Genomic DNA, 21,525 nt, shown 5'->3' on the forward strand with positions numbered 1-21,525 from the left:
CAGTGCCTTGCCCGGACAGCGGCAACATCCCGCTATCCCTTCGGCGCCACCAAACGCGGCGCCTTCAGCCCACAAGCTCGCCTAAACTCATAAAAGCTCGATTAACGGCGCGATCAAAGGTTCGTCGGCCGGCGGCATCGGATAGTCGCGCAGCGCCTTGGCGCGAACCCATTTCAGGTTCTGCCCTTCGAGACTGCGGGGAAAGCCGGTCCAGCGCCGGCAGACATAGAGCGGCATCAGCAGGTGGAAATCATCATAGTTGTGGCTGGCGAAAGTCAGCGGCGCGAGGCAGGCCGTCTTGGTTTCGACGCCCAATTCCTCACGAAGCTCGCGGATCAACGCCTCTTCCGGGCTCTCGCCAGCATCGACCTTGCCGCCGGGAAATTCCCAGAGACCGGCCAGCGATTTTCCTTCCGGACGCTGGGCGATCAGGATGCGGTTGTCCGGATCGACGAGCGCGCAGGCGACGACGAGAAGAAGGCGGCGTGTCATCGAAACCTCGCGACGGGGATCAGGCGGGACGGCGGTAGTGATAGCGATACTGCTCGACGAAGCCGAGCGACTCATAGAGCCGGATCGCCGGCTCATTGTCGGACGTGACCTGGATCGCCGCCGCACGGGCGCCGTTTTCCTTCGTCCAGTTCAACGCCGCCCGCATCACCGCCGCGCCATAACCCTGCCGACGCTTCGTCTTGTCGGAGATGACATTCAGATAGACGCCGATACCGCCGGAATTAACCGCAAGCGCCGCGGCGGCCGGCGATCCGTCCGGGGCATAGACGACGACACCGCGCGCTTCCGGCGCGATCAGTCCGAGCAGGATCTTCAACGTCTCGACGGTCTTGCCGGTCGATTGGCTCAAGGTCGACTGAGCCCGATACCAGCGCGGATCGGTCGGTTCGAAAAACCGCACGTCGCCCGCCGGCTCGAACTCGATACCCTCCAGATCCATGACCAGAACGCAGCTTTCGTCAAACGCCGCCCAACCGGCACGATTGAGCGCATCGATCACGCGCGGCCCGGCCAGCGGGGTCACGCGAAATACCGGCTCGATGCCATGGCTTGTCGAGAGCCCCGCCAGATACGCAATCCGGCGCTCGGCCTCGTCGTCATCCTCGGGGTCAAGGCTCTGGAACGAGTTCGAGCGCTTCGAATAGCCATGGGCGAAGCGCCAGATCCAGGCACCGTCATGCACGGTGCCAACGGCGGGCCATGCTGAAAGGCAGGCGGCTTCGATACCCAGGATCGACGGCAGTGTTGTCACATCAGCTCCGGTAATCGCCATTGATCGCGACATATTCCTTGGTCAGGTCACAGGTCCAGACGGTGGCCTTGCCTTCACCGAGACCGATTTCGGCGGTGATGACGATTTCCTTGTTCTTCATGTAGGCCGAGGCGACCGCTTCCGAATAGGCCGGGTCGCGCTCGCCCTCGAAGGCGACGCGGGTTTCGCCGAAGGAGATCGACAGCCTGTCACGATCGGCAGGCTCGCCGGCCTTGCCGACGGCCATGACGACGCGACCCCAATTGGCGTCCTCGCCGGCTGCCGCCGTCTTGACCAGCGGCGAATTGGCGATCGACAGCGCAATCCGCTTGGCGGACGAGTCAGAGGCGGCGCCAACGACGCGGACCTCGATCAGCTTGCGCGCGCCTTCGCCGTCACGCGCCACCTGGGTGGCGAGGTCGAGGAGAACGGCATCGAGCGCGAGCGCGAAATCGACCAGGCGCGGATCGGCTGCGTCGGTGATCAGTTCGGCATTGGCGGCCTTGCCGGTGGCGAACAGCAGCAGCGTGTCGGAGGTCGAGGTGTCGCTGTCGACGGTGACGGAGTTGAAGCTGCCGACGACGCCCTTCGACAACAGCGCCTGCAGCACCGGAGCGGCGATGGCGGCGTCGGTGGCGACGAAGGACAGCATGGTCGCCATATCAGGGGCGATCATGCCGGCGCCCTTGGAAATGCCGTTGATGGTGACCGTAGCCGCGCCGAGCTTGACCTGACGGGTCGCCCCCTTCGGGAACGTATCCGTGGTCATGATCGCGCGGGCCGCGTCGATCCAGGGGCCGCTGGCGGCGCGGGAAGCGGCATCCGGCAGGACGGCTGCGAACTTTTGCGCGTCGAGCGGTTCGCCGATCACGCCGGTCGAGGCGAGGAAAACTTCATCCGGGCGGCAATCCGCGACCTTGGCCGCCAGTTCGCCCTGTAGGCCGCAGGTCTCGCGACCCTTCTTGCCGGTGAAGGCGTTGGCATTGCCGGAATTGACCAGAAGCGCCCGTGCCGTACCGCTTTTCAGCGATTCCCGGCACCAGTCGACCGGGGCCGATGGGCATTTCGACTGGGTGAAGACACCGGCGACCGTCGTTCCGGCCGAGAACAGCGCCAGGAAGACATCGAGCCGGTTCTTGTACTTGATGCCGGCCTCGGCGGTCGCGAAGCGAACGCCTTCGATCGGCGGCATGTCGGGAAAGGGGACGGCGAGCGGGGAGACGGCAGTGGACATGATGCCTCGGCTGTTTCGGGCAAATGAGGCCATCCCTCTGCCCGAACCGCCTGTCACGCGCAAGCCGTTTCACGATCGCCCGGCGGTTCTGCCGCGATCCTGAAACGCGAAAAGGGCCGGACAATGTCCGGCCCTTCCGTTAGCGATCCGTTAACCTGGCGGTAACGGCGATTACTGCGCCGGCTGCGACGGAGCTGCCTTCAGGACGGGATCGACGATCTCGACCTTGCTCTCCTTGCGCAGGCCCTCGACGGTCTCGACGAAGGTGTCGCGCAGCACGAGCTGGCGGACCTGATCCTTGACCTGGTCGAAGGTCGGCAGCGGCTGCTTGCGCTTCTCGACCGACTTGATGACGTGGAAGCCGTACTGGGTCTTGACCGGCTTCTCGGTGTACTTGCCGGGCTCGAGCGCGAAGGCCGCGTCCTCGAATTCCTTGATCATCTTGCCCTTGGTGAAGAAGCCGAGATCGCCGCCCATCTTGGCGGAACCCGGGTCCTTCGACTTCTCGGCCGCGAGCTTGGCGAAGTCGCCGCCCTTGTCGAGATCCTTGATGATCGCCTTGGCCTCGTCCTCGGTCTCGACCAGGATGTGCTCGGCGTGGACTTCCTCAGCCGGAACGATCTTGGCGACCTCGGTCTCGTAGCGCTTCTGGACCGCTTCGTCGGTCACGCCGAGATCGACCTTGGCACGGAAGAACTCGTTGCGCAGGGCGCGGGCGCGCAGCAAGGCGAGGCGGCGCTGGAACTCTTCCGACTTGTCGAGACCGTCCTTCTCGGCGGCGGTCGCCATCAGGCGCAGGTCGATCAGCACGTCGAGAATGGCCTTGCGGCGCTGCTCGGGAGCAACCTTGGCGAGTTCCTCGGCGAAGTCGTCGCCGGCCAGCGTCAGGTCGGCTTCGGTGATCGGCTGACCGTTGACGGTCGCCAGCACGGTGGTCGGATCGACCGGCGCGGCAGCCGGAGCGGCGGCGGGGGCTGCGGCCGGCGCTGCATCCTGGGCGGAAGCGGGAAGCGCCAGCGCCATCAGGCCGAACACGGCCAGAGCCGGCCCGCGCAGGGCCGTAAGGGAAGATGAGACACGAGACATCATGGACTTGTCCTGTTCCATTACGGAGAGAGAAGTGAAGAGCATTGCGTGTTCCTCACGATCAAGTGCGTGGATCCTCTGCAATTCCGGCATTTTGCAGGCACGGAACCGCGGGTCGTCCACGTTGACAACCATTGTGCCCCCTCTTATCTGTCTCGGAACTCGGCGTCCAGAACGCTGTGACGTGTGAGGTAACGGCGCGCCTAACGGTTTCCGACCTCCGTCGCGGCATAAGTATCGCTGCCGACAACAAGAACCCGGCGCCCCCTCGCCTTCTTCGGGCGGCCCGGCTCCAACATCAAGGATGACCCATGGCCGGTCTCGGTTCGCTTGCGCGCAAATTTTTCGGCTCGGCCAATGACCGCCGCGTCAAGGGTTATCGACCGATAGCCGCGCAAATCAATGCGCTGGAAGCCGAGCTGTCGGCACTCACCGACGACCAGCTCCGCGCCCGCACGGAACAGTTCAAGCGCGAGATCGCCGGCGGCAAGTCGGTCAACGACCTGCTGGTCCCCGCCTTCGCCACCGTCCGCGAAGGCGCCAAGCGCGCGCTCGGCATGCGTCATTTCGACGTGCAGATGATCGGCGCCATGGTGCTGAACGACGGCGCCATCGCAGAAATGAAGACCGGCGAAGGCAAGACGCTCGTCGCCACCCTGGCCGTCTACCTGAACGCACTGACCGGCAAGGGCGTCCACGTCGTCACCGTCAACGACTACCTCGCCTCGCGCGACGCCGAATGGATGGGCCGGCTCTATCGCTTCCTCGGCCTGTCGGTCGGCGTCATCGTGCATGGCCTCGACGACGACCAGCGCCGCGCGGCCTATGCCTGCGACATCACCTACGGCACCAACAACGAGTACGGCTTCGATTATCTGCGCGATAACATGAAGTACGAGCTCGGCCAGATGGTCCAGCGCCCGCATCACTACGCGATCGTCGACGAAGTCGACTCGATCCTGATCGACGAAGCGCGCACGCCGCTGATCATCTCCGGCCCGCTCGACGACCGCTCGGAACTCTACTCGACGATCGATGCGTTCATTCCGTCTCTCGTGCCGGAAGATTACGAGATCGACGAGAAGCAGCGCACCGCCAACTTCACGGAAGCCGGCAACGAGAAGCTCGAGCAGCTTCTGACCGAGGCGGGCCTGCTGAAGGGTGACTCGCTCTACGACGTCGAGAACGTCACCGTCGTCCACCACATCAACCAGGGCCTGCGCGCGCACCGCCTGTTCCAGCGCGACAAGGACTACATCGTCAAGGATGACGAAGTCGTCATCATCGACGAGTTCACCGGCCGCATGATGCCGGGCCGCCGCTATTCGGAAGGCCTGCACCAGGCGCTGGAAGCGAAGGAACGCGTCAAGATCCAGCCGGAAAACCAGACGCTGGCCTCGATCACCTTCCAGAACTATTTCCGCATGTACGAGAAGCTGGCCGGCATGACCGGTACGGCGCAGACGGAAGCGGCCGAGTTCATGGACATCTACGGTCTCGAGGTCCTCGAGATCCCGACCAACGTCCCCGTCTCGCGTATCGACGATGACGACGAGGTCTACCGGACCGCCAACGAGAAGTACAAGGCGATCATCCGCGTCATCAAGGATTGCAGCCAGCGTGGCCAGCCGGTCCTCGTCGGCACGACCTCGATCGAGAAGTCGGAATTGCTGGCCGAGCTGCTGGTGAAGGAAAAGGTGCCGCATCAGGTCCTGAACGCGCGCTACCACGAGCAGGAAGCCTATATCGTCGCCCAGGCCGGCGCGCCCGGCGCCGTCACGATCGCCACCAACATGGCCGGCCGCGGTACCGACATCAAGCTCGGCGGCAACCTCGAAATGCGCATCGAGCGCGAACTGGGCGACGTCCAGGACGAGGCCGAGCGCAATCGCCGCATCGAAGAGATCAAGGCCGAGATCGCTGTCCTCAAGGACAAGGCGCTCGCCGCCGGCGGCCTCTACGTCATCGGCACCGAGCGGCATGAAAGCCGCCGCATCGACAACCAGCTGCGCGGCCGTTCCGGCCGTCAGGGCGACCCCGGCCATTCGCACTTCTTCCTGTCGCTGCAGGACGATTTGATGCGTATCTTCGGCTCGGAGCGCATGGACGGCATGCTGCAGAAGCTCGGCCTCAAGGAAGACGAGGCGATCGTCCATCCCTGGATCAACCGGGCGCTCGAAAAGGCTCAGCAGAAGGTCGAGGCGCGCAACTTCGACATCCGCAAGAACCTGCTCAAGTACGACGACGTCATGAACGACCAGCGCAAGGTCATCTTCGACCAGCGCATCGAGCTGATGGCCGAGGAAGACGTCGCTTCCACCGTCGACGACATGCGCCAGGAAGTGATCGCCAACCTGGTCGCCAAGCACATCCCCGAAAAGGCCTATCCCGAGCAGTGGGACGCCAAGGGCCTGCACGAGGCGCTGCAGACGGCGGTCAATCTCGACCTCCCGATCGAAGCGTGGGCGGCCGAGGAAGGCATTGCCGACGCCGAAGTGCTGGAACGCGTGCAGAAGGCCGGCGACGAAGCCGCCGCCGCCCGCACCGAGCGTTTCTCGCCGACGGTCATGCGCCAAGTCGAAAAGGCCGTGCTGCTGCAGACGCTGGATCACCTCTGGCGCGAGCATCTGGTCACGCTCGACCATCTGCGCCAGGTCATCGGCTTCCGCGGCTATGCCCAGCGCGACCCGCTGAACGAGTACAAGACCGAGGCGTTCGAGCTGTTCGAGGCGATGCTGCAGAACCTGCGCGAAGCGGTCACGGCGCAGATGATGCGCGTCGAGATCATGCAGTCGCCGCCGCTGGCTCCCGATGAGCTGGACATGGACGGCCTGCAGACCCTGCATCTCGATCCGTTGACCGGCGAAAACGAGTTCGACGACCGGCCGCTGCTTGAGAATGCGGACGCTGCCGCCGGCTTCGAGGCCCTTGGCGTGGATCCGAACGATCCGACGACCTGGAGCCGCCTTCAGCGCAACGCCCCCTGCCCCTGCGGTTCGGGCAAGAAGTTCAAGCATTGCCACGGCAAGCTGGCCTGAGGCGGTTCGCCTTCTGAGCGATCCCGCTTGGAGCAGACAAATTGAAAGAGCCCGGCGCGCCAGCGTGCCGGGCTCTTTTTTTGTTCTGGGGCCGGAGTGTGCGAAGTCGAGAGGCACTGGCGGTGGCCCGACCCGGGGGATTCACAGACACGATCATCATCCTGAGGTGCCCGGCGAAGCCGGGCCTCGAAGGAGGGTCCATGAAACGCGGCTCACCGCGCGTCAGAATTGGAGTGTTTCGCTGGATCCTCCTTCGAGGCTTCGCTTCCGCGAAGCACCTCAGGATGATGGGGGGAACGGGTCGATAGGCCGGGAAGCCCGGGAGCGTCCGACTGGCGCGAGCAAGGCCGCGCAGCACCGCCCCCACTCCGGCGTCATCCCGGGCGGAGACCCGGGATCCATTCAGCCGGGAAGCCGGGGGCTGAAGCATGGCCCGTTAGGTGGAATCTAGCTTCCCACCTCTCCCTGAGGGAGAGGTCGGCTCGTAGAGCCGGGTGAGGGTTTAGGGAACTCTCCGGTGAGGCCGTAAACCCTCACCCGCCGGCCTGCGGCCGTCGACCTCTCCCTCAGGGAGAGGTGAAGAATGGCGCTCCAAGCCGGGTGTACCTTGAAAGCACCAGCTGTTTCGGCTGAATGGGTTCCCGCCTTCGCGGGAATGACGGCGAGTGTAGGGGGCAGCCAGCGCCCAACGCCGGGTGCAGCCCACACTCCAGAAAAGCCGGCAACGGCGCTCAGGAAGGCATGGGCTCGGCCACCGGGTGACGATGATTGGCGGCCACGAGCTTTTGCGCCAGCGCGTTGCCGATCACCTGATGCACGGCGGCGGAGAGCTTTGAATCCTCGGCGCAGGCGCGCGACAGCTTTTCGCGGTCGAACGCGATCACCGACAGCCGGTCCGAAGCCTTGACCGTCGCCGACGCGACGATGCCGGTCAGGAACGACACCTCGCCGACGAACTCGCCCGGATGAATGCGGGCGACCTCGGCATGGTCGACCGTCACGACGGCATGGCCGGCAGTGACGAAATAGAACCAGTCGACCCGTTCCCCCTCGGTCGTCAGCGGCGCGCCGGGCGCCAGGTCATAGACCTCGCCAAGCCGGATCAGTTCCTCGAGCTGCGTGTCGTCGAGGCTGTTGGCCGCGTCGATCACCACCCCGTCGGCGCCCGCGCCCAGCAGCTGGCCCCGCGTCGCCTTGGTCAGGACACGGCGCGCCTGCACCAGCGCGACCAGCCGGTAGGCATTGATCAGGATGAAGACGATGTTCCAGACGATGCCGGTGTAGAGCGAACCACCGGCCATGGCGAAATAGATGATCTGGAATGCCAGCGAAACGATCAGCAGGATGCGCAGCCAGAAGATGTTCGTCAGGAACAACGAGATGGCGAACAGCACATAGCCGATATGGGCTGGCAGGTCGTACCAGCCGCCAAACGTTTCGAGGATGTCAAACACGCACCGTCTCCCCGCGAAGGCCACGCTCGACCTGAACAAGGTCTGGGCTTTCGTGCCTCAGTCTAGAGCGTTTTCGAGCGAAGTGTGTAGCGGTTCGCGTGAAGAAACCGCGACAAGGGAGAGTGCGGCAGCGTCAGGCGCCCGAAAGACGCTCACCCCGCCCCTCTCCCGCCAGCGGGAGAGGGAGCGCGCCGCACCCGGTCTCGACGTCGACAGCACACCGGCCGAAAAAGCCCTCGCCCGCTTGCGGGAGAGGGTTGGGTGAGGGGCTTGCTTGGCCTTTGGGAAGAACTCAGTCGGCCAGCTTTTCCGTCAGGAAGGCCTGCACGGCGGCCGGCGGCACATCCTTGGCGATGAAGGCCTGGCCCACACCATGCGTCAGGATGAAGGTCAGCGTGCCGCGCGAAACCTTCTTGTCCTGCCCGATGCGCTGCATCAGGTCTTCCGCGTCCGGCAAGCCGCCCGGCACGTCGGAAAGCCGCGTCGGCAGCCCGACCGACCGCAAATGCGCCTCGACGCGGACGCCGTCATCCGGCGAGCAGAGATTCATGCGGGCGGAGAACTGGTGCGCCAGCACCATGCCGATGGCGACGCCCTCGCCATGCACCAGGCGCTGCGAATAACCCGTCGCCGATTCGAGCGCGTGGCCAAAAGTGTGGCCGAGATTGAGCAAAGCGCGCTCGCCGGTCTCGTGCTCGTCGGCCGCGACCACCTTGGCCTTGGCGCGGCAGCTGGTGGCAACCGCGTGTTCGCGCTCCGGACCGCCGGAAAGGATGCCCTGCCAGTTCTGCTCGAGCCAGGCGAAGAAGGCCGGATCATCGATCAGCCCGTACTTTGCGACTTCGGCATAGCCGGCGCGGAATTCGCGGGGTGAAAGGGTATCCAGAACACCCGTATCCGCGATGACGAGATCGGGCTGGTGGAAGGCGCCGACGAGGTTCTTGCCCTCGGCGGTGTTGATGCCGGTCTTGCCACCGACGGAGCTGTCGACCTGCGACAGGAGCGAGGTCGGGATCTGGACAAAGCGCATGCCGCGCCGGGCAATTGCCGCCGCGAAGCCGGTCAGATCGCCGACGACGCCGCCGCCAAGTGCGATCACGATGTCGCCGCGCTCCAGCCGCGCCGCCAAAATGGCCCGGGTTACGACTTCGAGCGTGGCAAAGTTTTTCGAGGCTTCGCCGGGCGCGATTTCGATCGGCACGCTCGGAATGCCGGCGGCGGTCAGTGAATCCGTCAGCGTGCCGAGATGCAGCGCGCCCACCGTCGCGTCGGTGACAACAGCCGCACGCACTTTCGGCAGACGTTTCGCGATGGCCTGGCCCGCATCCTGGAGCAGGCCGCGGCCGATCAGAATGTCATAGGCGCGGTCGCCGAGCGCTACGCGGACCGAGGTGGTGGAGGCTTCGGCGGTCATCATCGGAAGATCAGCTTTCCTGCGCAGAACCCTCTGCCGCCAGGAAGGCGAGCAGGGCTTCGATGGTTTCGTCGGCGACGACCTCATGGGTGACGTCGCGCGACAGGATATGGACATTGGCCAAGGCATAGACCGGGTAGCGGTCGGTCATCAGCTGGCGCATCGTGCCTTCCGGATCTGCGGTCTGCAGCAGCGGCCGGTTGGCGCGCTTGCGCACCCGCGCCATCAGCACATCGAGCTCGGCCCGCAGCCAGATCGAGACAGCGCCTTCGAGGATCGCAGAGCGCGTCTCCTCATTCATGAAAGCGCCACCGCCCGTCGCCAGCACCTTGGGATTGCCGTCGAGCAGGCGACGGATCACCCGCCGCTCGCCATCGCGAAAATAGGCCTCGCCATGCTGGGCGAAGATTTCTGGAATGGTGGCGTCGGCGGCCTTCTCGATCTCGGCGTCGGCGTCGATGAAGGGCAGATGCAGCTTTGTGGCGATGCGCTTGCCGACCGAGGTCTTGCCGGCGCCCATCAGACCGACGAGCACGATGGCGCGCGAACCCAGCCCCGCGATCAGGGCGGCCTCGGGTTCCGTACTCTCTGTCTCTGGAACGATGCTCTCGATCATGGTCCCGCAGCTCCTCGTCCAGCCTGTGTCGAGGTAGAACCGGACCCGGGCGACGCTGTCAAGCATTGGCAGCGCATCGGCTGCGGAGAGAGACAGGGCCGAAGGGCCGGAATTCACCCGATCTTAGCCACGGAGCGCCGCAAGCCGTTGCAATACCGTCCCTTGCCATCGGCGTCAGCGCATGGCCATAACCACAGCTTACATTGTCCAGAAGGTCCGGGGCCGGTTCATGCCGACACTGTCGCGCTTCATTGTCGCCTGCATCCTGCTTGCGCTTGCCGGCTATGCCGTCGTGTTCTCGCTGGCGAATTTTGTCGAGCCGAGCCCGCGCGAAATCACCATTCGGGTGCCGACCGACCGGCTGCTGCAGGAACCATGATGAACGCGAAATCCAAGGGCAGGCGCTCGCTTGCCGGCATGCACCATCTCGAAGCGTTCCTGGAGATGATGAGCGCCGAGCGGGGCGCCTCCCCGCACACGCTGACTTCCTATCGCCGCGACATCGAGGACTATGCCGAATTCCTCGGCGATCGGGGGCTGGATTTCGAGCGCGCGGCCCTTACCGATGTCCGCGCCTACCTGGTCGATCTCGAACTGCGCGGCTTTGCGGCCTCGTCGGCGGCGCGCAGGCTTTCGGCGCTGCGCCAACTGCATCGGTTCCTGTTTGCCGAAGGCGTGCGTGGCGACGATCCATCCGGCATCGTCGAGGGACCCAAGCGCAAGGTGCCGATCCCCAAGGTGCTTTCGGAGGCCGAGGTCGACCGGCTGCTGGAAACGGCGGAGAGCGCCGTGGGGCTGGCCAAGACGCCGGCCGCCCAGTTGCGCGCCGCCCGCCTCGCCGCCCTGCTGGAGACGCTGTACGCCTCCGGAATGCGCGTTTCCGAGCTGGTGGCGCTACCGTCCTCGGCAGCCAGGGCCGATCTGCGCGCGCTGATCGTGCGCGGCAAGGGCAACAAGGAACGCATGGTGCCGCTCACGGCGCGCGCGAGGGAAGCGATCTCGCGCTATGTGGCGCTGCGGCGCGAGCATGAGGGCAAGGCGCCGAGCGGCCAGTGGCTGTTCCCCTCCTTCGGCGAGAGCGGCACGCTGACCCGCCAGGCCTTTGCCCGCGAGCTGAAAGACCTTTCCGCCGCCGCCGGCATCCCGGCTTCCCGCGTGTCGCCGCATGTGCTGCGCCATGCCTTTGCCAGCCATCTTCTGCAGAACGGCGCCGATTTGCGCATCGTCCAGCAATTATTGGGGCATGCGGATATTTCAACCACGCAGATCTATACCCATGTTCTGGAGGAGCGGCTTCGGGCGCTCGTCGCCGAACATCACCCGTTGGCGAAATCCTGACGTCTCCGCAAGCTCCGCTTGCGTCAGCTTGACACCGCCGGGCCTTACAGCCAGTGTGCGGCCACTTTCAGGGAGGTCTATCCGGCCGCCCGCATATAGCCATGTTTGTACGGCTTGAAGGTCTGGATGCGAACCTTTCTTGAATTCGAAAAACCCGTCGCTGATCTCCAGGGCAAGGTGCAGGAACTCCGCGCCATGGCCGAGAAAGGCGATGCCGTCGCGGTTGGCGACGAAATCACCAAGCTCGAGGCGAAGGCCGGCCAGGCTCTGGCCGAGATCTACGCGAAGCTGACGCCCTGGCAGAAGACGCAGGTGGCGCGCCATCCCGACCGGCCGCACTTCGTCCAGTACGCCAAGCGGCTGTTCACCGATTTCACGCCGCTCGCCGGCGACCGCAAGTTTGGAGAGGATCAGGCGATCCTGGCCGGTTTCGGGCGTTTCCGTGGCCGTCCTGTCGCCGTCATGGGCCAGGAAAAGGGCCATGACACCGAGAGCCGCCTGCGGCACAATTTCGGCATGGCCCGGCCCGAGGGCTATCGCAAGGCCGTGCGCATCATGGAACTGGCCGAGCGTTTCGGCCTGCCGGTGATCGCGCTGGTCGACACGGCCGGCGCCTATCCCGGCATCGACGCCGAGGAACGCGGCCAGGCCGAGGCGATCGCGCGCTCGACCGAAGCAGCGCTCGGCCTCGGCACGCCGAACGTCTCCGTCATCATCGGCGAAGGCGGTTCGGGCGGCGCCATCGCGATCGCCACGGCGAATCGCGTGCTGATGCTCGAGCATTCGATCTATAGCGTCATCTCGCCGGAAGGCGCCGCCTCGATCCTCTGGCGCGACGGAAGCCGCGCCCAGGATGCGGCGACCAACATGAAGATCACCGCGCAGGACCTGTTCCGCTTCGGCGTGATCGACGAGATCATCCCCGAGCCGATGGGCGGCGCGCATCGCGATCCCGACGCGACGGTCGACGCTGCCGGCAATGCGATCGCCCATGCGCTGGCCTCGTTCGAGGGCCTTTCGGAAGGTGACATCAAGCGCCAGCGTCGCGAAAAGTTCCTTGCGATCGGCAGGTCGCTTTGACACGATTCCGCCCGTCTTCACGTCTATTGAGCTTCTGATTCGGTCCGCGCATCCCTGTAGCAGGTGGTGCGCGGTCGTTCAGAGACGGGATGGGGCCAATCCGCCGCAGGGCTGCGAAGGCTCCGCAGGGGTTGTGCATGCCAGGTTCCGCGTTTTTCTCTCGTCTTCGCAATTTTGTGCTGGGCAAGTTTGGGCTGAACAAGTCTGGGCTGGGCAAGGCCGTGCTGTTGCTCGCGGTCGGCCTCGTGCTCGCCGCTTGCCAGGATGGCGGCGTCCCCAAGCACATGAAGCCGCTCCCCGCCAAGCTCAAGGCGAAGATGGAGCAGCTGAACATGGATGCGAAGGCGCCGATCTATATCCGCTCCTTCAAGGAAACGTCCGAGTTCGAGGTCTGGAAGCAGCGCCGCGACGGCAGCTACGGACTCCTCAAGACCTATGCAATCTGCAAATGGTCCGGAAAGCTTGGCCCCAAGATCAAAGAAGGCGACCGTCAGGCGCCGGAGGGCTTCTATACGGTCAAGCCCGGCCAGATGAATCCGAACTCCCAATACTACCTGTCGTTCAACATCGGCTTCCCCAATGCCTATGACGATGCCTGGGGCCGCACCGGCAACAGCCTGATGGTGCATGGCGCCTGCTCGTCGGCCGGCTGCTATTCGATGACCGACGAATCCGCCGGCGAGATCTACTGGCTCGCCCGCGATTCGTTCATCGGCGGCCAGCGCTCGTTCGAGGTCCACCTTTATCCGTTCCGCATGACGGCCGAGAACATGGCCAAGCATCGCAACGACCCGAACATGCCGTTCTGGAAGATGCTGAAGGACGGCAACGACCACTTCGAAGTGACGCGCAAGCCGCCCGTCGTCGGCGTCTGCGGCAAGAGCTACGTGTTCAACGTCGATACCGGCGGCGCCAAGCTCAACGCCGCGGCTGCCTGCCCGGCCAACATGCGCGTGCCGGAATGGCTCGACGCGGCGGTGAAGCAGAAGCAGTCGAAGGACCAGCAAATCTTCCTCGCCACGGCCGCCAAGCTCGACGGGCAGGACCAGGTTGCCGCCTCGAAGGCCGTGACCGACGCTGCCGCGCGCCAGGCATCGCTGGAAGCCGAAGCCGTTGCCTCGGCCCCCGCCGCCTTCACCCCGGTCGCCGCGGCGGAACCGATGGGCAACGCCGCCTCGATGGCAATCGACGGTGTCCCGGCTCCCGAAATGCCGCTGCCGGTGCCGTCGCCCGTCCGCATGACGGCGGATCCTGCGGCCGATGTCTATGCTCCGGCGCCGGTCGAGAAGAAGCCGGGCTTCTGGGACAAGTTCAAGAAGCGCCAGCCCTCGTAGCCAAAAGGCCCTCACCCCAGCCCTCTCCCGCTCGCGGGAGAGGGGGCGGGCCGCGCCGCGTCCCGAAAGACGGCGGCTCTCTTTCCGCCATCAAGCTGCGGCCGAAAAGCCCTCGCCCGCTTGCGGGAGAGGGTTGGGTGAGGGGCTTGCTTGCGATTCCAGCATATCCCGCGCACCCGCGCTCGCCGTCATTCCCGCGAAGGCGGGAACCCATGCAGCCAGAGCTTCTGGCGATTTGGTTCCCGAATTCGCAGCTGAATGGATCCCGGGTCTTCGCCCGGGATGACGTCAGAGTGGGGATAATCCCGAGGACACCAAGCGCCGAGGTTGCCCCCTATTCCGGCGCCTTGGCGCGGATGGCGAGGGCGTGGACACCGGCGGCGAGTTCGTCGGCGAGGATCGTGTTGATCGTCCGGTGGATATCCACACGGCTCTTGCCGCGAAACGCTTCGGCCGTGATCAACACGCGAAAATGGGTCTCACCCTCGTCCCGATGTCCGGCATGGCCCTTGTGCAAATGCGACTCGTCGATCACATCTAGGCTCTGCGGCGACAGGGCGCTTGCCAGCGCCGTCGTAATCCGCTCTTTCGTGTTCATAGAGAAAGCTCCGTCACTCTGGCGAACCATCGCCTTGTTCGTGGGCGGAGTGGCTATCATAATCGCATCATGAAGCTCGATTCAAAATTGTTCGACGGGATCCGGATCAAGTCCGCATCCGGCAAAACTGCCCAGAAGCCAGCGACCCAGCCTTGCAGCTGGGCCGGCTGCAAAGCCGAAGGCACGCACAAGGCGCCAAAAGGCCGAAACCGCGAGGGACAGTTCCACCTTTTCTGCATCGACCACGTTCGCCTGTACAACAAGAACTACAATTACTTCTCGGGCATGGGCGACGACGATGTCGCCGCGTTCCAGAAGGATTCGCTGACCGGCCATCGCCCGACCTGGACGATGGGCGTCAACAGCGCCGGCGAACAGCGCGAGCGGGTCAAGACTGAGGCAGCGCGCGACTGGAGCGGCGGCGTGCAGGATCCGTTCGACATGTTCGACGGGACGCCCGGCCGCATGAAGGAGCCGGCCAAGCCGGTCCGTCACATCAAGACGCTGGAGCGAAAGTCCTTCGACACGCTGGAGCTTGACGGTTCCGAGACGAATGTCGAGATCAAGGCGCGCTACAAATCGCTGGTCAAGATCTACCACCCCGATGCCAATGGTGGTGACCGCAGCTTCGAGGACAAGTTGGCGGAAATCATTCAGGCATATAACTTTCTCAAAGCGGCCGGCTTCTGCTAGAAGAGCCTCCTCTTCCGCTCGCTCCCCGCGAGCGGAATCTTCAGTTTGGCCCTCCCGCCTTGAACCCGACCGCAAGCGTCCGCTGGATGCGACGGAGCAGACATGACTGAGACGACGACTGATCGCACCGCCCTGCCCGATACGACGATTTCCGTCCGGGAGGTCTTCGGTATCGATACCGACCTTCGTGTGCCGGCTTACTCGCAAGCGGGCGAGCATGTGCCGGAGGCGGATCCGGACTACCTGTTCGACCGCACGACCACGCTCGCCATCCTGGCCGGCTTCGCGCACAACCGCCGCGTCATGGTCACCGGCTATCACGGCACGGGCAAGTCGACCCATATCGAGCAGGTCGCCTCGCGCCTCAACTGGCCGGCCGTGCGCGTCAATCTCGACAGCCATATCAGCCGTATCGATCTGATCGGCAAGGACGCGATCGTCATCAAGGACGGCCTGCAGGTCACGGAATTCCGCGACGGCATCCTGCCCTGGGCCTACCAGCACAACATCGCGCTGGTGTTCGACGAATATGACGCCGGTCGCCCGGACGTGATGTTCGTGATCCAGCGCGTGCTCGAATCGTCCGGCCGCCTGACGCTGCTCGACCAGAACCGCGTCATCCGCCCGCACCCGGCCTTCCGCCTGTTCTCGACCGCCAACACGGTCGGCCTCGGCGACACCTCCGGCCTCTATCACGGCACGCAGCAGATCAACCAGGCGCAGATGGACCGCTGGTCGATCGTCACGACGCTGAACTATCTGCCGCATGACAACGAGGTCGGCATCGTCGTCTCGAAGGCCAAGGGCTTTGACGATCCCAAGGGCCGCGCCCTTGTCGGTCGCATGGTTCGGCTTGCCGACATGACCCGCTCGGCCTTCGTCAATGGCGACCTGTCGACCGTCATGAGCCCGCGCACGGTCATCACCTGGGCCGAGAATGCCGAGATCTTCGGCGATATCGGCTTCGCGTTCCGCGTGACCTTCCTGAACAAGTGCGACGAGCTCGAGCGTTCGCTGGTGGCGGAATTCTATCAGCGCGCCTTTGGCGAAGAGCTGGTCGAATCGGCTGCCAATGTGGTGCTGAGCTAAGGCGGACCCAAACCCTCGCCCGCATCGCGGGAGAGGGTTTGGCTGGCGAAGGCATCGCCAGCCAGGACTTGGCGAGGCTTGCACATTCGTGCGCACCGCCTCGCCCTTTCGGTCGATAGCCCTTGGCAAGGATCTGCGCGTAAGATCGGCAGCCCGGATCTTCCCACAAGATCGGGCGCCCAAGACCCTCACCCCAACCCTCTCCCGCCAGGCGGGCGAGGGAGAAGGAAGCGAAGATGAGCGGCAGCAACAGCGATCCGAGACAGAGACCCGGCGAAGCGGCGACGGAACCGTTCAAGCGCGCGGTCGCCGGCTGCGTGCGCGCCATTTCCGGCAAGCCGGACCTCGAAGTCTCGTTTTCCAACGACCGGCCGATCCTGACCGGGCTTCGCGCCCGGCTGCCCGAGCCGGCGCGCAAGCCGACGGCGGCCGAGGTCGCCGTGACGCGCGGCCTCGGCGATTCGATGGCGTTGCGGCTTGCCTGCCATGACGACGCGATCCACCGCGCCGTTTCGCCCGAGGGCAAGAACGCCCGCGCCATTTTCGACGCCGTCGAACAGGCGCGCGTCGAAGCGATCGGCGCGCGGCGGATGGAGGGTGTCGCCGGCAACCTCGCCGCCATGCTCGAGGACCGCTATCACCGCGGCAATTTCCACGAGATCACCGAGCAGTCCGAAGCCCCGCTTGAGGATGCCATCTCGCTGCTCGTGCGGGAAAAGCTGACCGGGCAGAAGCCGCCGCAATCGGCCGAAAAGATCGTCGACCTCTGGCGCGACTGGATCGAATCCAAGGCCGGACCGAATTTCGACAAGCTTTCCGACGCGGTGGGCGACCAGAAGCGCTTCGCTTCCGCCGTCCGTTCGCTGCTCGCCTCGCTCGACATGGCCGATGAACTCGGCAAGGGCGAGGACGACGACAACGAGGACCAGGGCGACGACGCCTCCGAGGATTCGGGCTCCGAGAAGGACGATGCATCGGATCAGGCCGACCAGGCCGACAGCGACGCCGCCGAGGAAGCCGAGACCACGGGCGACGAGTCCGAGGCCGGCGACACCGAAACGACCGAAGCCGGCGCGGAAGACGATTCCGACGGCGAGGACGCCGAGGATGCGCGCGACGCCGGCGAAGCCAAGCGGCAGGATGGCCCGTTCTCCAACGCCCATCCGACCATCGACTACAAGGCCTTCACCCAGCGTTTCGACGAGACGATCAAGGCCGAGGATCTTTGTGACGCGGCGGAGCTGGACCGGCTGCGCGGCTTCCTCGACAAGCAGCTTTCCAACCTGCAGGGCGCCGTTGGCCGTCTCGCCAACCGGCTGCAACGCCGGTTGATGGCGCAGCAGAACCGCTCATGGGATTTCGATCGCGAAGAGGGAATGCTGGATCCGGCGCGGCTCCACCGCGTCGTCACCGATCCGATGCAGCCGCTCTCCTTCAAGATCGAGAAGGAAACCAATTTCCGCGATACCGTCGTGACGCTGCTGATCGACAATTCCGGTTCTATGCGCGGCAGACCGATCACGGTCGCGGCGACCTGCGCCGACATCCTGGCGCGCACGCTGGAGCGTTGCGGCGTCAAGGTCGAGATCCTCGGCTTCACGACGCGCGCCTGGAAGGGCGGGCAGTCGCGCGAGGCATGGCTGCAGGCCGGCAAGCCGGCCGCTCCTGGCCGCCTGAACGATCTGCGCCACATCATCTACAAGGCCGCCGACGCGCCCTGGCGGCGCGCCAAGCGCAACCTCGGCCTGATGATGCGCGAAGGCCTGCTCAAGGAAAACATCGACGGCGAGGCGCTGGACTGGGCGCATCAGCGCCTGCTGGCGCGCACCGAACAGCGCAAGATCCTGATGATGATCTCGGACGGCGCGCCGGTCGACGATTCGACGCTGTCGGTGAACACCGGCAACTATCTCGAGCGCCATCTGCGCTTCGTCATCGACGAGATCGAGAATCGCTCGCCGGTCGAACTGATCGCCATCGGCATCGGCCATGACGTGACGCGCTATTACAGCCGCGCCGTGACCATCGTCGACGCCGAAGAACTGGCCGGCGCGATGACGGAAAAGCTGGCCGAGCTGTTTGACGAGCACCAGGCGCCGGTGCGCCGGGCTGCGCCGAGACGGCGGACCGGCACGCGATGAGGCACGCGCTGGCGGCCCTCTGTGCGATGATCCTGGCCGGGTCGGCCGGCATCGCACTGGCCGCCGGCTTCCTGCCGGAGCCCGTCCGCACCACGCGGATCGACAAGTTCCTCATCGGCCGCGGCCAGACCCAGTTCGGCGAATTCGAATTTGCCGGTGGGCTGACGCTGACCTCGACCAACCGCGCCTTCGGCGGCCTGTCGGGCATCGATTTCAGGCCGGACGGCAAGAGCTTCGTCGCCATCTCGGATACGGGCTACTGGTTCCGCGGCACGCTGGAGCGGGAGGCGGGGCGCCTGGTCGGCATAAGCGACGCCGAAGGGGCGCCGATGTTGAACAGCAAGGGCAAGCCGCTCGGCATCAAGAGCAACGCCGACGCCGAAGGGCTGCGGCTGACGACGATCGACGGTCGCGAGGCGGCCTATGTCTCGTTCGAGCAGGCCAACGAGCTTCGCCTCTACCGCGCCAATCCCGACCTTTCGCTCGCCAGGCCCGAACCGGTCAAGCTGCCGCGTTCGGCAACCGGACTGGTCCGCAACAGCGGCCTCGAAACCGTGGCGCTTGCGCCGGCCGACAGCGCGCTTGCCGGATCCCCTGTGCTGGTCGCGGAACGCTCGCTCGACAAGAGGCGCAATCATCGCGCCTGGATCGTGCGCGGGCCGCTCGCCGGCGCCTTCACCGTCGTGCGCAGCGACGATTTCGATGTGACCGACGGCGCCTTCCTGCCGAATGGCGACCTGCTGCTGCTGGAGCGACGGGTGATCATGCCCTATGGCGTCGGCATGCGGTTGCGCCGCATTTCAGGCGACACGATCCGCCCCGGCGCGCTCGTCGACGGCCCCATCGTGATGAACGCCGACATGCTGAACCAGATCGACAACATGGAAGGCCTCGCCGTCACGACCGACGAGGAAGGCCGGACGCGCATCACGCTGGTGTCGGACGACAATCTGAGCGTCCTGCAGCGCACCCTGATCCTCGAATTCATCTGGCAAGGTCCGGGCAGCGCTCCCAGCACCGCCGTCAATTGATCCCGCCTTTTTCGCGCGAGCCAGCCCGCCCAGCATTCTCGGCCGCCGCGCGATCAGCTATGCTTTGATTCTGGCGCGGCCCACGCCTCCCCCCTCCAGCCGGGACAGCATCCTTCATGCAGGGCGACGGACGATCTTTCGAACCAACTGTTCGAGCCTGCGCATAAGGAGGGATTGCCAAACCCGCTCGCAATAGGAGGTTTGCGCCATGATTCTGTCCGCCCCCGTCCACCAGTTGAAGCGAAACGCCCGGCTTCTGTCCCGCAGCGAAGGGATTCCCCTGCACGCCGCGCTCAACCGGATCGCCGCGAGCGAAGGGTTTTCTGCCTGGAGCCTGCTCATCGCCAAGGCAGCGGCGATCTCGCCGGCCGCGCGGCTTTACGCCCGGCTTTCCCCCGGCGATCTGGTTCTGGTTGGCGCACGTCCTCGCCAGGGCAAGACCCTGCTGAGCCTGGAACTGGCCGTCGAGGCGATGCGGGCCGGCCATCGCGGCGTGTTTTTCACGCTGGAATATACCGGGAGCGAGATCATCGATCGGCTTCGGGCCATCGGCGCGGAGGCGATGCTGGCCAGCGGTCTGTTCGCCTTCGACAGTTCCGACGCGATCAGCGCCGACACCATCATCCAGACTCTCGCCACGGCGCCACCCGGCACGCTGGCGGTCGTCGACTACCTGCAACTGCTCGACCAGCGCCGCGAGAACCCCGACCTGATGACGCAGATCCGTACCCTGCGGGCCTTTGCCCAGAAGCGGGCGCTGATCCTCGTCTTCATTTCCCAAATCGACCGCACCTACGATCCGGCTAGCAAGGCGTTTCCCGATATCGGCGATGTCCGGCTGCCAAACCCGTTGGACCTTTCGCTGTTCAACCACACCTGCTTCCTGAACGGCGGCGAGGTCCGCTTTCAAGCGGCATAACCAAGCATAAAAAAAGCCCCGCCGAAGCGGGGCTTTTTCTATTTGTTGGGAGCCGGTCAGGCCGGGCTTCTCTGCGCGTCGGGCCAGGACAGCACATACCGCATCAGCGCGCGATAAGGCGCCAGCAGCAGCAGGGCCGCGCAGAGCTTGACCGTCAGATCGCCCAGCGCCCACGACATCCAGCGCGCACTGGCAATCGACAACACGCCCAGAAGCGGCGCCGATTCGAGCGCGAAGGAATCGTTCGGGCCGAGGAAGGCGGCAAACGGTGCAAAGGCGAGCGTGAAGAAGATCGCCGTGTCGATCACCGAGCCAACGACCGAAGCCGCCAGCGGCGCCCGCCACCAGGCCTGACGACGCAGCCGCGCAAACAGGCTGATATCGAGCAGCTGGCCAAACAGGTATGCCGTGCCGGACGCGATCGCGAGACGCGGCGTCGCCAGCTTGAAGGACACCACGATGGCGCAGACGAAGCCGACCAGCACGACAATGCGCGCCACGTTCGGGCCGTAGCGTCGGTTGGTCAGGTCGCTGATGAAGAAGGCGAACGGATAGGTGAACGCGCCCCAGGTCAGGATATCGGCGAGCGCAAGCCTGCCCACCATCGCATCGACCGGATACTGGACGAGGATGTTGGACAGAACGACAACGGCCGCCATGAAGGCGGCCGCAACGATGTGACCGGGCTTGATCATCGAAGGCCTCAAGCGGCTACGACGGCTTCCACGCCAGCGGTCTTCTTGGCGATAGCGCGCTTCAGCGTCAGGGCGCGATCGGACAGCTCGCTGGCGCTAGCCTTGGCCAGGTACGCGTCGAGACCACCACGGTGCTCAACCGAACGCAGGCCGTAAGCCGAAACGCGGAGCTTGAAGCTGCGGCCGAGCGCATCGCTGATCAACGTCACATTGACGAGGTTCGGCAGGTAGCGACGGCGCGCCCTGTTGTTGGCATGGCTGACGGTGTTGCCGGTCATAACGGCCTTGCCGGTCAACTCGCAGACACGGGACATAACAGAAATCCTTCTTTTCCGCCGCAACGCGCCGGGCTCGGCATTCATAGCAGCAGGGGTATCGGAAAGTGGGCCTTCTCATAGTGGCCGAAGCTGCGGTCGTCAAGCTTTCAGCATGCGATGACTAGTGACGAAGGCGGTGCAAATCACATAGAATCACGCGAAGTGATTTGGGGGCATCGATCAC

The 21,525-nt window shown here is 65.0% G+C and carries 20 protein-coding genes; 10 read left to right on the forward strand and 10 right to left on the reverse strand.

Features of this window, described 5'->3' with window-relative positions:
• Positions 1 to 87: 87 nt before the first annotated feature.
• From mutT to OSH12_RS23380, 4 genes are all read right to left on the reverse strand, one after another.
• Positions 88 to 492, reverse strand: a complete 405-nt coding sequence (gene mutT / locus OSH12_RS23365) for an 8-oxo-dGTP diphosphatase MutT (protein WP_266346045.1) — start codon at positions 490 to 492, stop codon at positions 88 to 90.
• A gap of 19 nt (positions 493 to 511) precedes the next feature.
• Positions 512 to 1,264, reverse strand: coding sequence for a GNAT family N-acetyltransferase (locus tag OSH12_RS23370; RefSeq protein WP_266346046.1), 753 nt, complete (start codon positions 1,262 to 1,264; stop codon positions 512 to 514).
• Between the two features lies 1 nt (position 1,265).
• Complete coding sequence (gene argJ / locus OSH12_RS23375; RefSeq protein WP_266346047.1) at positions 1,266 to 2,498, reverse strand: bifunctional glutamate N-acetyltransferase/amino-acid acetyltransferase ArgJ; 1,233 nt, start codon at positions 2,496 to 2,498, stop codon at positions 1,266 to 1,268.
• 171 nt (positions 2,499 to 2,669) lie between these two features.
• Positions 2,670 to 3,587 carry a peptidylprolyl isomerase gene (locus OSH12_RS23380; RefSeq protein ID WP_266346048.1) on the reverse strand — a complete coding sequence of 306 codons (918 nt, stop codon included), beginning with the start codon at positions 3,585 to 3,587 and terminating at the stop codon, positions 2,670 to 2,672.
• Positions 3,588 to 3,895: 308 nt separating this feature from the next.
• Here OSH12_RS23380 and secA point away from each other — a divergent pair, with 308 nt between their 5' ends.
• Positions 3,896 to 6,622: a preprotein translocase subunit SecA gene (secA, locus tag OSH12_RS23385; RefSeq protein ID WP_266346049.1), complete on the forward strand. Its 2,727-nt coding sequence runs from the start codon at positions 3,896 to 3,898 to the stop codon at positions 6,620 to 6,622.
• 731 nt (positions 6,623 to 7,353) lie between these two features.
• Here secA and OSH12_RS23390 read toward each other — a convergent pair.
• From OSH12_RS23390 to OSH12_RS23400, 3 genes are all read right to left on the reverse strand, one after another.
• Positions 7,354 to 8,076: a cyclic nucleotide-binding domain-containing protein gene (locus OSH12_RS23390; RefSeq protein WP_266346050.1), complete on the reverse strand. Its 723-nt coding sequence runs from the start codon at positions 8,074 to 8,076 to the stop codon at positions 7,354 to 7,356.
• A gap of 292 nt (positions 8,077 to 8,368) precedes the next feature.
• The gene (aroB, locus tag OSH12_RS23395; RefSeq protein WP_266346160.1) at positions 8,369 to 9,490 is read right to left on the reverse strand and encodes a 3-dehydroquinate synthase; all 1,122 of its coding nucleotides are present in this window, start codon (positions 9,488 to 9,490) and stop codon (positions 8,369 to 8,371) included.
• Positions 9,491 to 9,500: 10 nt separating this feature from the next.
• Positions 9,501 to 10,106, reverse strand: coding sequence for a shikimate kinase (locus tag OSH12_RS23400; RefSeq protein WP_266346051.1), 606 nt, complete (start codon positions 10,104 to 10,106; stop codon positions 9,501 to 9,503).
• A gap of 181 nt (positions 10,107 to 10,287) precedes the next feature.
• Between OSH12_RS23400 and OSH12_RS23405 the strand changes: the two genes are divergently transcribed.
• From OSH12_RS23405 to OSH12_RS23420, 4 genes are all read left to right on the forward strand, one after another.
• Complete coding sequence (locus OSH12_RS23405; protein ID WP_266346052.1) at positions 10,288 to 10,485, forward strand: histidine kinase; 198 nt, start codon at positions 10,288 to 10,290, stop codon at positions 10,483 to 10,485.
• On the forward strand, positions 10,485 to 11,444 hold the full coding sequence (locus tag OSH12_RS23410; RefSeq protein WP_266346161.1) for a site-specific tyrosine recombinase XerD: 960 nt from the start codon (positions 10,485 to 10,487) through the stop codon (positions 11,442 to 11,444). Before OSH12_RS23405 ends, OSH12_RS23410 begins: the two co-directional genes overlap by 1 nt.
• Positions 11,445 to 11,570: 126 nt before the next feature.
• The gene (locus OSH12_RS23415) at positions 11,571 to 12,524 is read left to right on the forward strand and encodes an acetyl-CoA carboxylase carboxyltransferase subunit alpha (RefSeq protein WP_266346053.1); all 954 of its coding nucleotides are present in this window, start codon (positions 11,571 to 11,573) and stop codon (positions 12,522 to 12,524) included.
• A gap of 137 nt (positions 12,525 to 12,661) precedes the next feature.
• Positions 12,662 to 13,858 carry a L,D-transpeptidase family protein gene (locus tag OSH12_RS23420; protein ID WP_266346054.1) on the forward strand — a complete coding sequence of 399 codons (1,197 nt, stop codon included), beginning with the start codon at positions 12,662 to 12,664 and terminating at the stop codon, positions 13,856 to 13,858.
• 334 nt (positions 13,859 to 14,192) lie between these two features.
• On the opposite strand, the gene OSH12_RS23425 is transcribed toward OSH12_RS23420, so the two are convergent.
• Positions 14,193 to 14,456 (reverse strand): BolA family protein, encoded by a 264-nt coding sequence (locus tag OSH12_RS23425; RefSeq protein WP_266346055.1) that lies wholly within the window; start codon positions 14,454 to 14,456, stop codon positions 14,193 to 14,195.
• A 69-nt stretch (positions 14,457 to 14,525) separates the two neighbouring features.
• Here OSH12_RS23425 and OSH12_RS23430 point away from each other — a divergent pair, with 69 nt between their 5' ends.
• From OSH12_RS23430 to OSH12_RS23450, 5 genes are all read left to right on the forward strand, one after another.
• Positions 14,526 to 15,149 carry a J domain-containing protein gene (locus tag OSH12_RS23430; protein ID WP_266346056.1) on the forward strand — a complete coding sequence of 208 codons (624 nt, stop codon included), beginning with the start codon at positions 14,526 to 14,528 and terminating at the stop codon, positions 15,147 to 15,149.
• A gap of 102 nt (positions 15,150 to 15,251) precedes the next feature.
• Complete coding sequence (cobS, locus tag OSH12_RS23435; protein WP_266346057.1) at positions 15,252 to 16,238, forward strand: cobaltochelatase subunit CobS; 987 nt, start codon at positions 15,252 to 15,254, stop codon at positions 16,236 to 16,238.
• Positions 16,239 to 16,474: 236 nt separating this feature from the next.
• Positions 16,475 to 18,379 carry a cobaltochelatase subunit CobT gene (cobT, locus tag OSH12_RS23440; protein WP_266346058.1) on the forward strand — a complete coding sequence of 635 codons (1,905 nt, stop codon included), beginning with the start codon at positions 16,475 to 16,477 and terminating at the stop codon, positions 18,377 to 18,379.
• Positions 18,376 to 19,410, forward strand: coding sequence for an esterase-like activity of phytase family protein (locus tag OSH12_RS23445; protein ID WP_266346059.1), 1,035 nt, complete (start codon positions 18,376 to 18,378; stop codon positions 19,408 to 19,410). The genes cobT and OSH12_RS23445 overlap by 4 nt, the downstream gene beginning before the upstream one ends.
• 208 nt (positions 19,411 to 19,618) lie before the next feature.
• A complete protein-coding gene (locus tag OSH12_RS23450) occupies positions 19,619 to 20,329 on the forward strand; it encodes a DNA helicase (protein ID WP_266346060.1) in 711 nt (236 codons plus the stop codon).
• Between the two features lie 56 nt (positions 20,330 to 20,385).
• On the opposite strand, the gene OSH12_RS23455 is transcribed toward OSH12_RS23450, so the two are convergent.
• The gene (locus OSH12_RS23455; protein WP_266346061.1) at positions 20,386 to 21,024 is read right to left on the reverse strand and encodes a VUT family protein; all 639 of its coding nucleotides are present in this window, start codon (positions 21,022 to 21,024) and stop codon (positions 20,386 to 20,388) included.
• Between the two features lie 8 nt (positions 21,025 to 21,032).
• The gene (rpmB, locus tag OSH12_RS23460) at positions 21,033 to 21,338 is read right to left on the reverse strand and encodes a 50S ribosomal protein L28 (protein ID WP_266346062.1); all 306 of its coding nucleotides are present in this window, start codon (positions 21,336 to 21,338) and stop codon (positions 21,033 to 21,035) included.
• Between the last annotated feature and the right edge of the window lie 187 nt (positions 21,339 to 21,525).

This window comes from Kaistia terrae, assembly GCF_026344005.1.
Classification (GTDB): domain Bacteria; phylum Pseudomonadota; class Alphaproteobacteria; order Rhizobiales; family Kaistiaceae; genus Kaistia; species Kaistia terrae.

Excerpts from the sequence above, each read along its gene's own strand:
- mutT (WP_266346045.1), bottom strand. The coding sequence starts at position 492 with ATGACACGCCGCCTTCTTCTCGTCGTCGCCTGCGCGCTCGTCGATCCG.
- argJ (WP_266346047.1), bottom strand. The coding sequence starts at position 2,498 with ATGTCCACTGCCGTCTCCCCGCTCGCCGTCCCCTTTCCCGACATGCCG.
- OSH12_RS23380 (WP_266346048.1), bottom strand. The coding sequence starts at position 3,587 with ATGATGTCTCGTGTCTCATCTTCCCTTACGGCCCTGCGCGGGCCGGCT.
- secA (WP_266346049.1), top strand. The coding sequence starts at position 3,896 with ATGGCCGGTCTCGGTTCGCTTGCGCGCAAATTTTTCGGCTCGGCCAAT.
- aroB (WP_266346160.1), bottom strand. The coding sequence starts at position 9,490 with ATGACCGCCGAAGCCTCCACCACCTCGGTCCGCGTAGCGCTCGGCGAC.
- OSH12_RS23400 (WP_266346051.1), bottom strand. The coding sequence starts at position 10,106 with ATGATCGAGAGCATCGTTCCAGAGACAGAGAGTACGGAACCCGAGGCC.
- OSH12_RS23405 (WP_266346052.1), top strand. The coding sequence starts at position 10,288 with ATGGCCATAACCACAGCTTACATTGTCCAGAAGGTCCGGGGCCGGTTC.
- OSH12_RS23410 (WP_266346161.1), top strand. The coding sequence starts at position 10,485 with ATGAACGCGAAATCCAAGGGCAGGCGCTCGCTTGCCGGCATGCACCAT.
- OSH12_RS23415 (WP_266346053.1), top strand. The coding sequence starts at position 11,571 with ATGCGAACCTTTCTTGAATTCGAAAAACCCGTCGCTGATCTCCAGGGC.
- OSH12_RS23420 (WP_266346054.1), top strand. The coding sequence starts at position 12,662 with ATGCCAGGTTCCGCGTTTTTCTCTCGTCTTCGCAATTTTGTGCTGGGC.
- OSH12_RS23425 (WP_266346055.1), bottom strand. The coding sequence starts at position 14,456 with ATGAACACGAAAGAGCGGATTACGACGGCGCTGGCAAGCGCCCTGTCG.
- OSH12_RS23430 (WP_266346056.1), top strand. The coding sequence starts at position 14,526 with ATGAAGCTCGATTCAAAATTGTTCGACGGGATCCGGATCAAGTCCGCA.
- cobS (WP_266346057.1), top strand. The coding sequence starts at position 15,252 with ATGACTGAGACGACGACTGATCGCACCGCCCTGCCCGATACGACGATT.
- cobT (WP_266346058.1), top strand. The coding sequence starts at position 16,475 with ATGAGCGGCAGCAACAGCGATCCGAGACAGAGACCCGGCGAAGCGGCG.
- OSH12_RS23445 (WP_266346059.1), top strand. The coding sequence starts at position 18,376 with ATGAGGCACGCGCTGGCGGCCCTCTGTGCGATGATCCTGGCCGGGTCG.
- OSH12_RS23450 (WP_266346060.1), top strand. The coding sequence starts at position 19,619 with ATGATTCTGTCCGCCCCCGTCCACCAGTTGAAGCGAAACGCCCGGCTT.
- OSH12_RS23455 (WP_266346061.1), bottom strand. The coding sequence starts at position 21,024 with ATGATCAAGCCCGGTCACATCGTTGCGGCCGCCTTCATGGCGGCCGTT.
- rpmB (WP_266346062.1), bottom strand. The coding sequence starts at position 21,338 with ATGTCCCGTGTCTGCGAGTTGACCGGCAAGGCCGTTATGACCGGCAAC.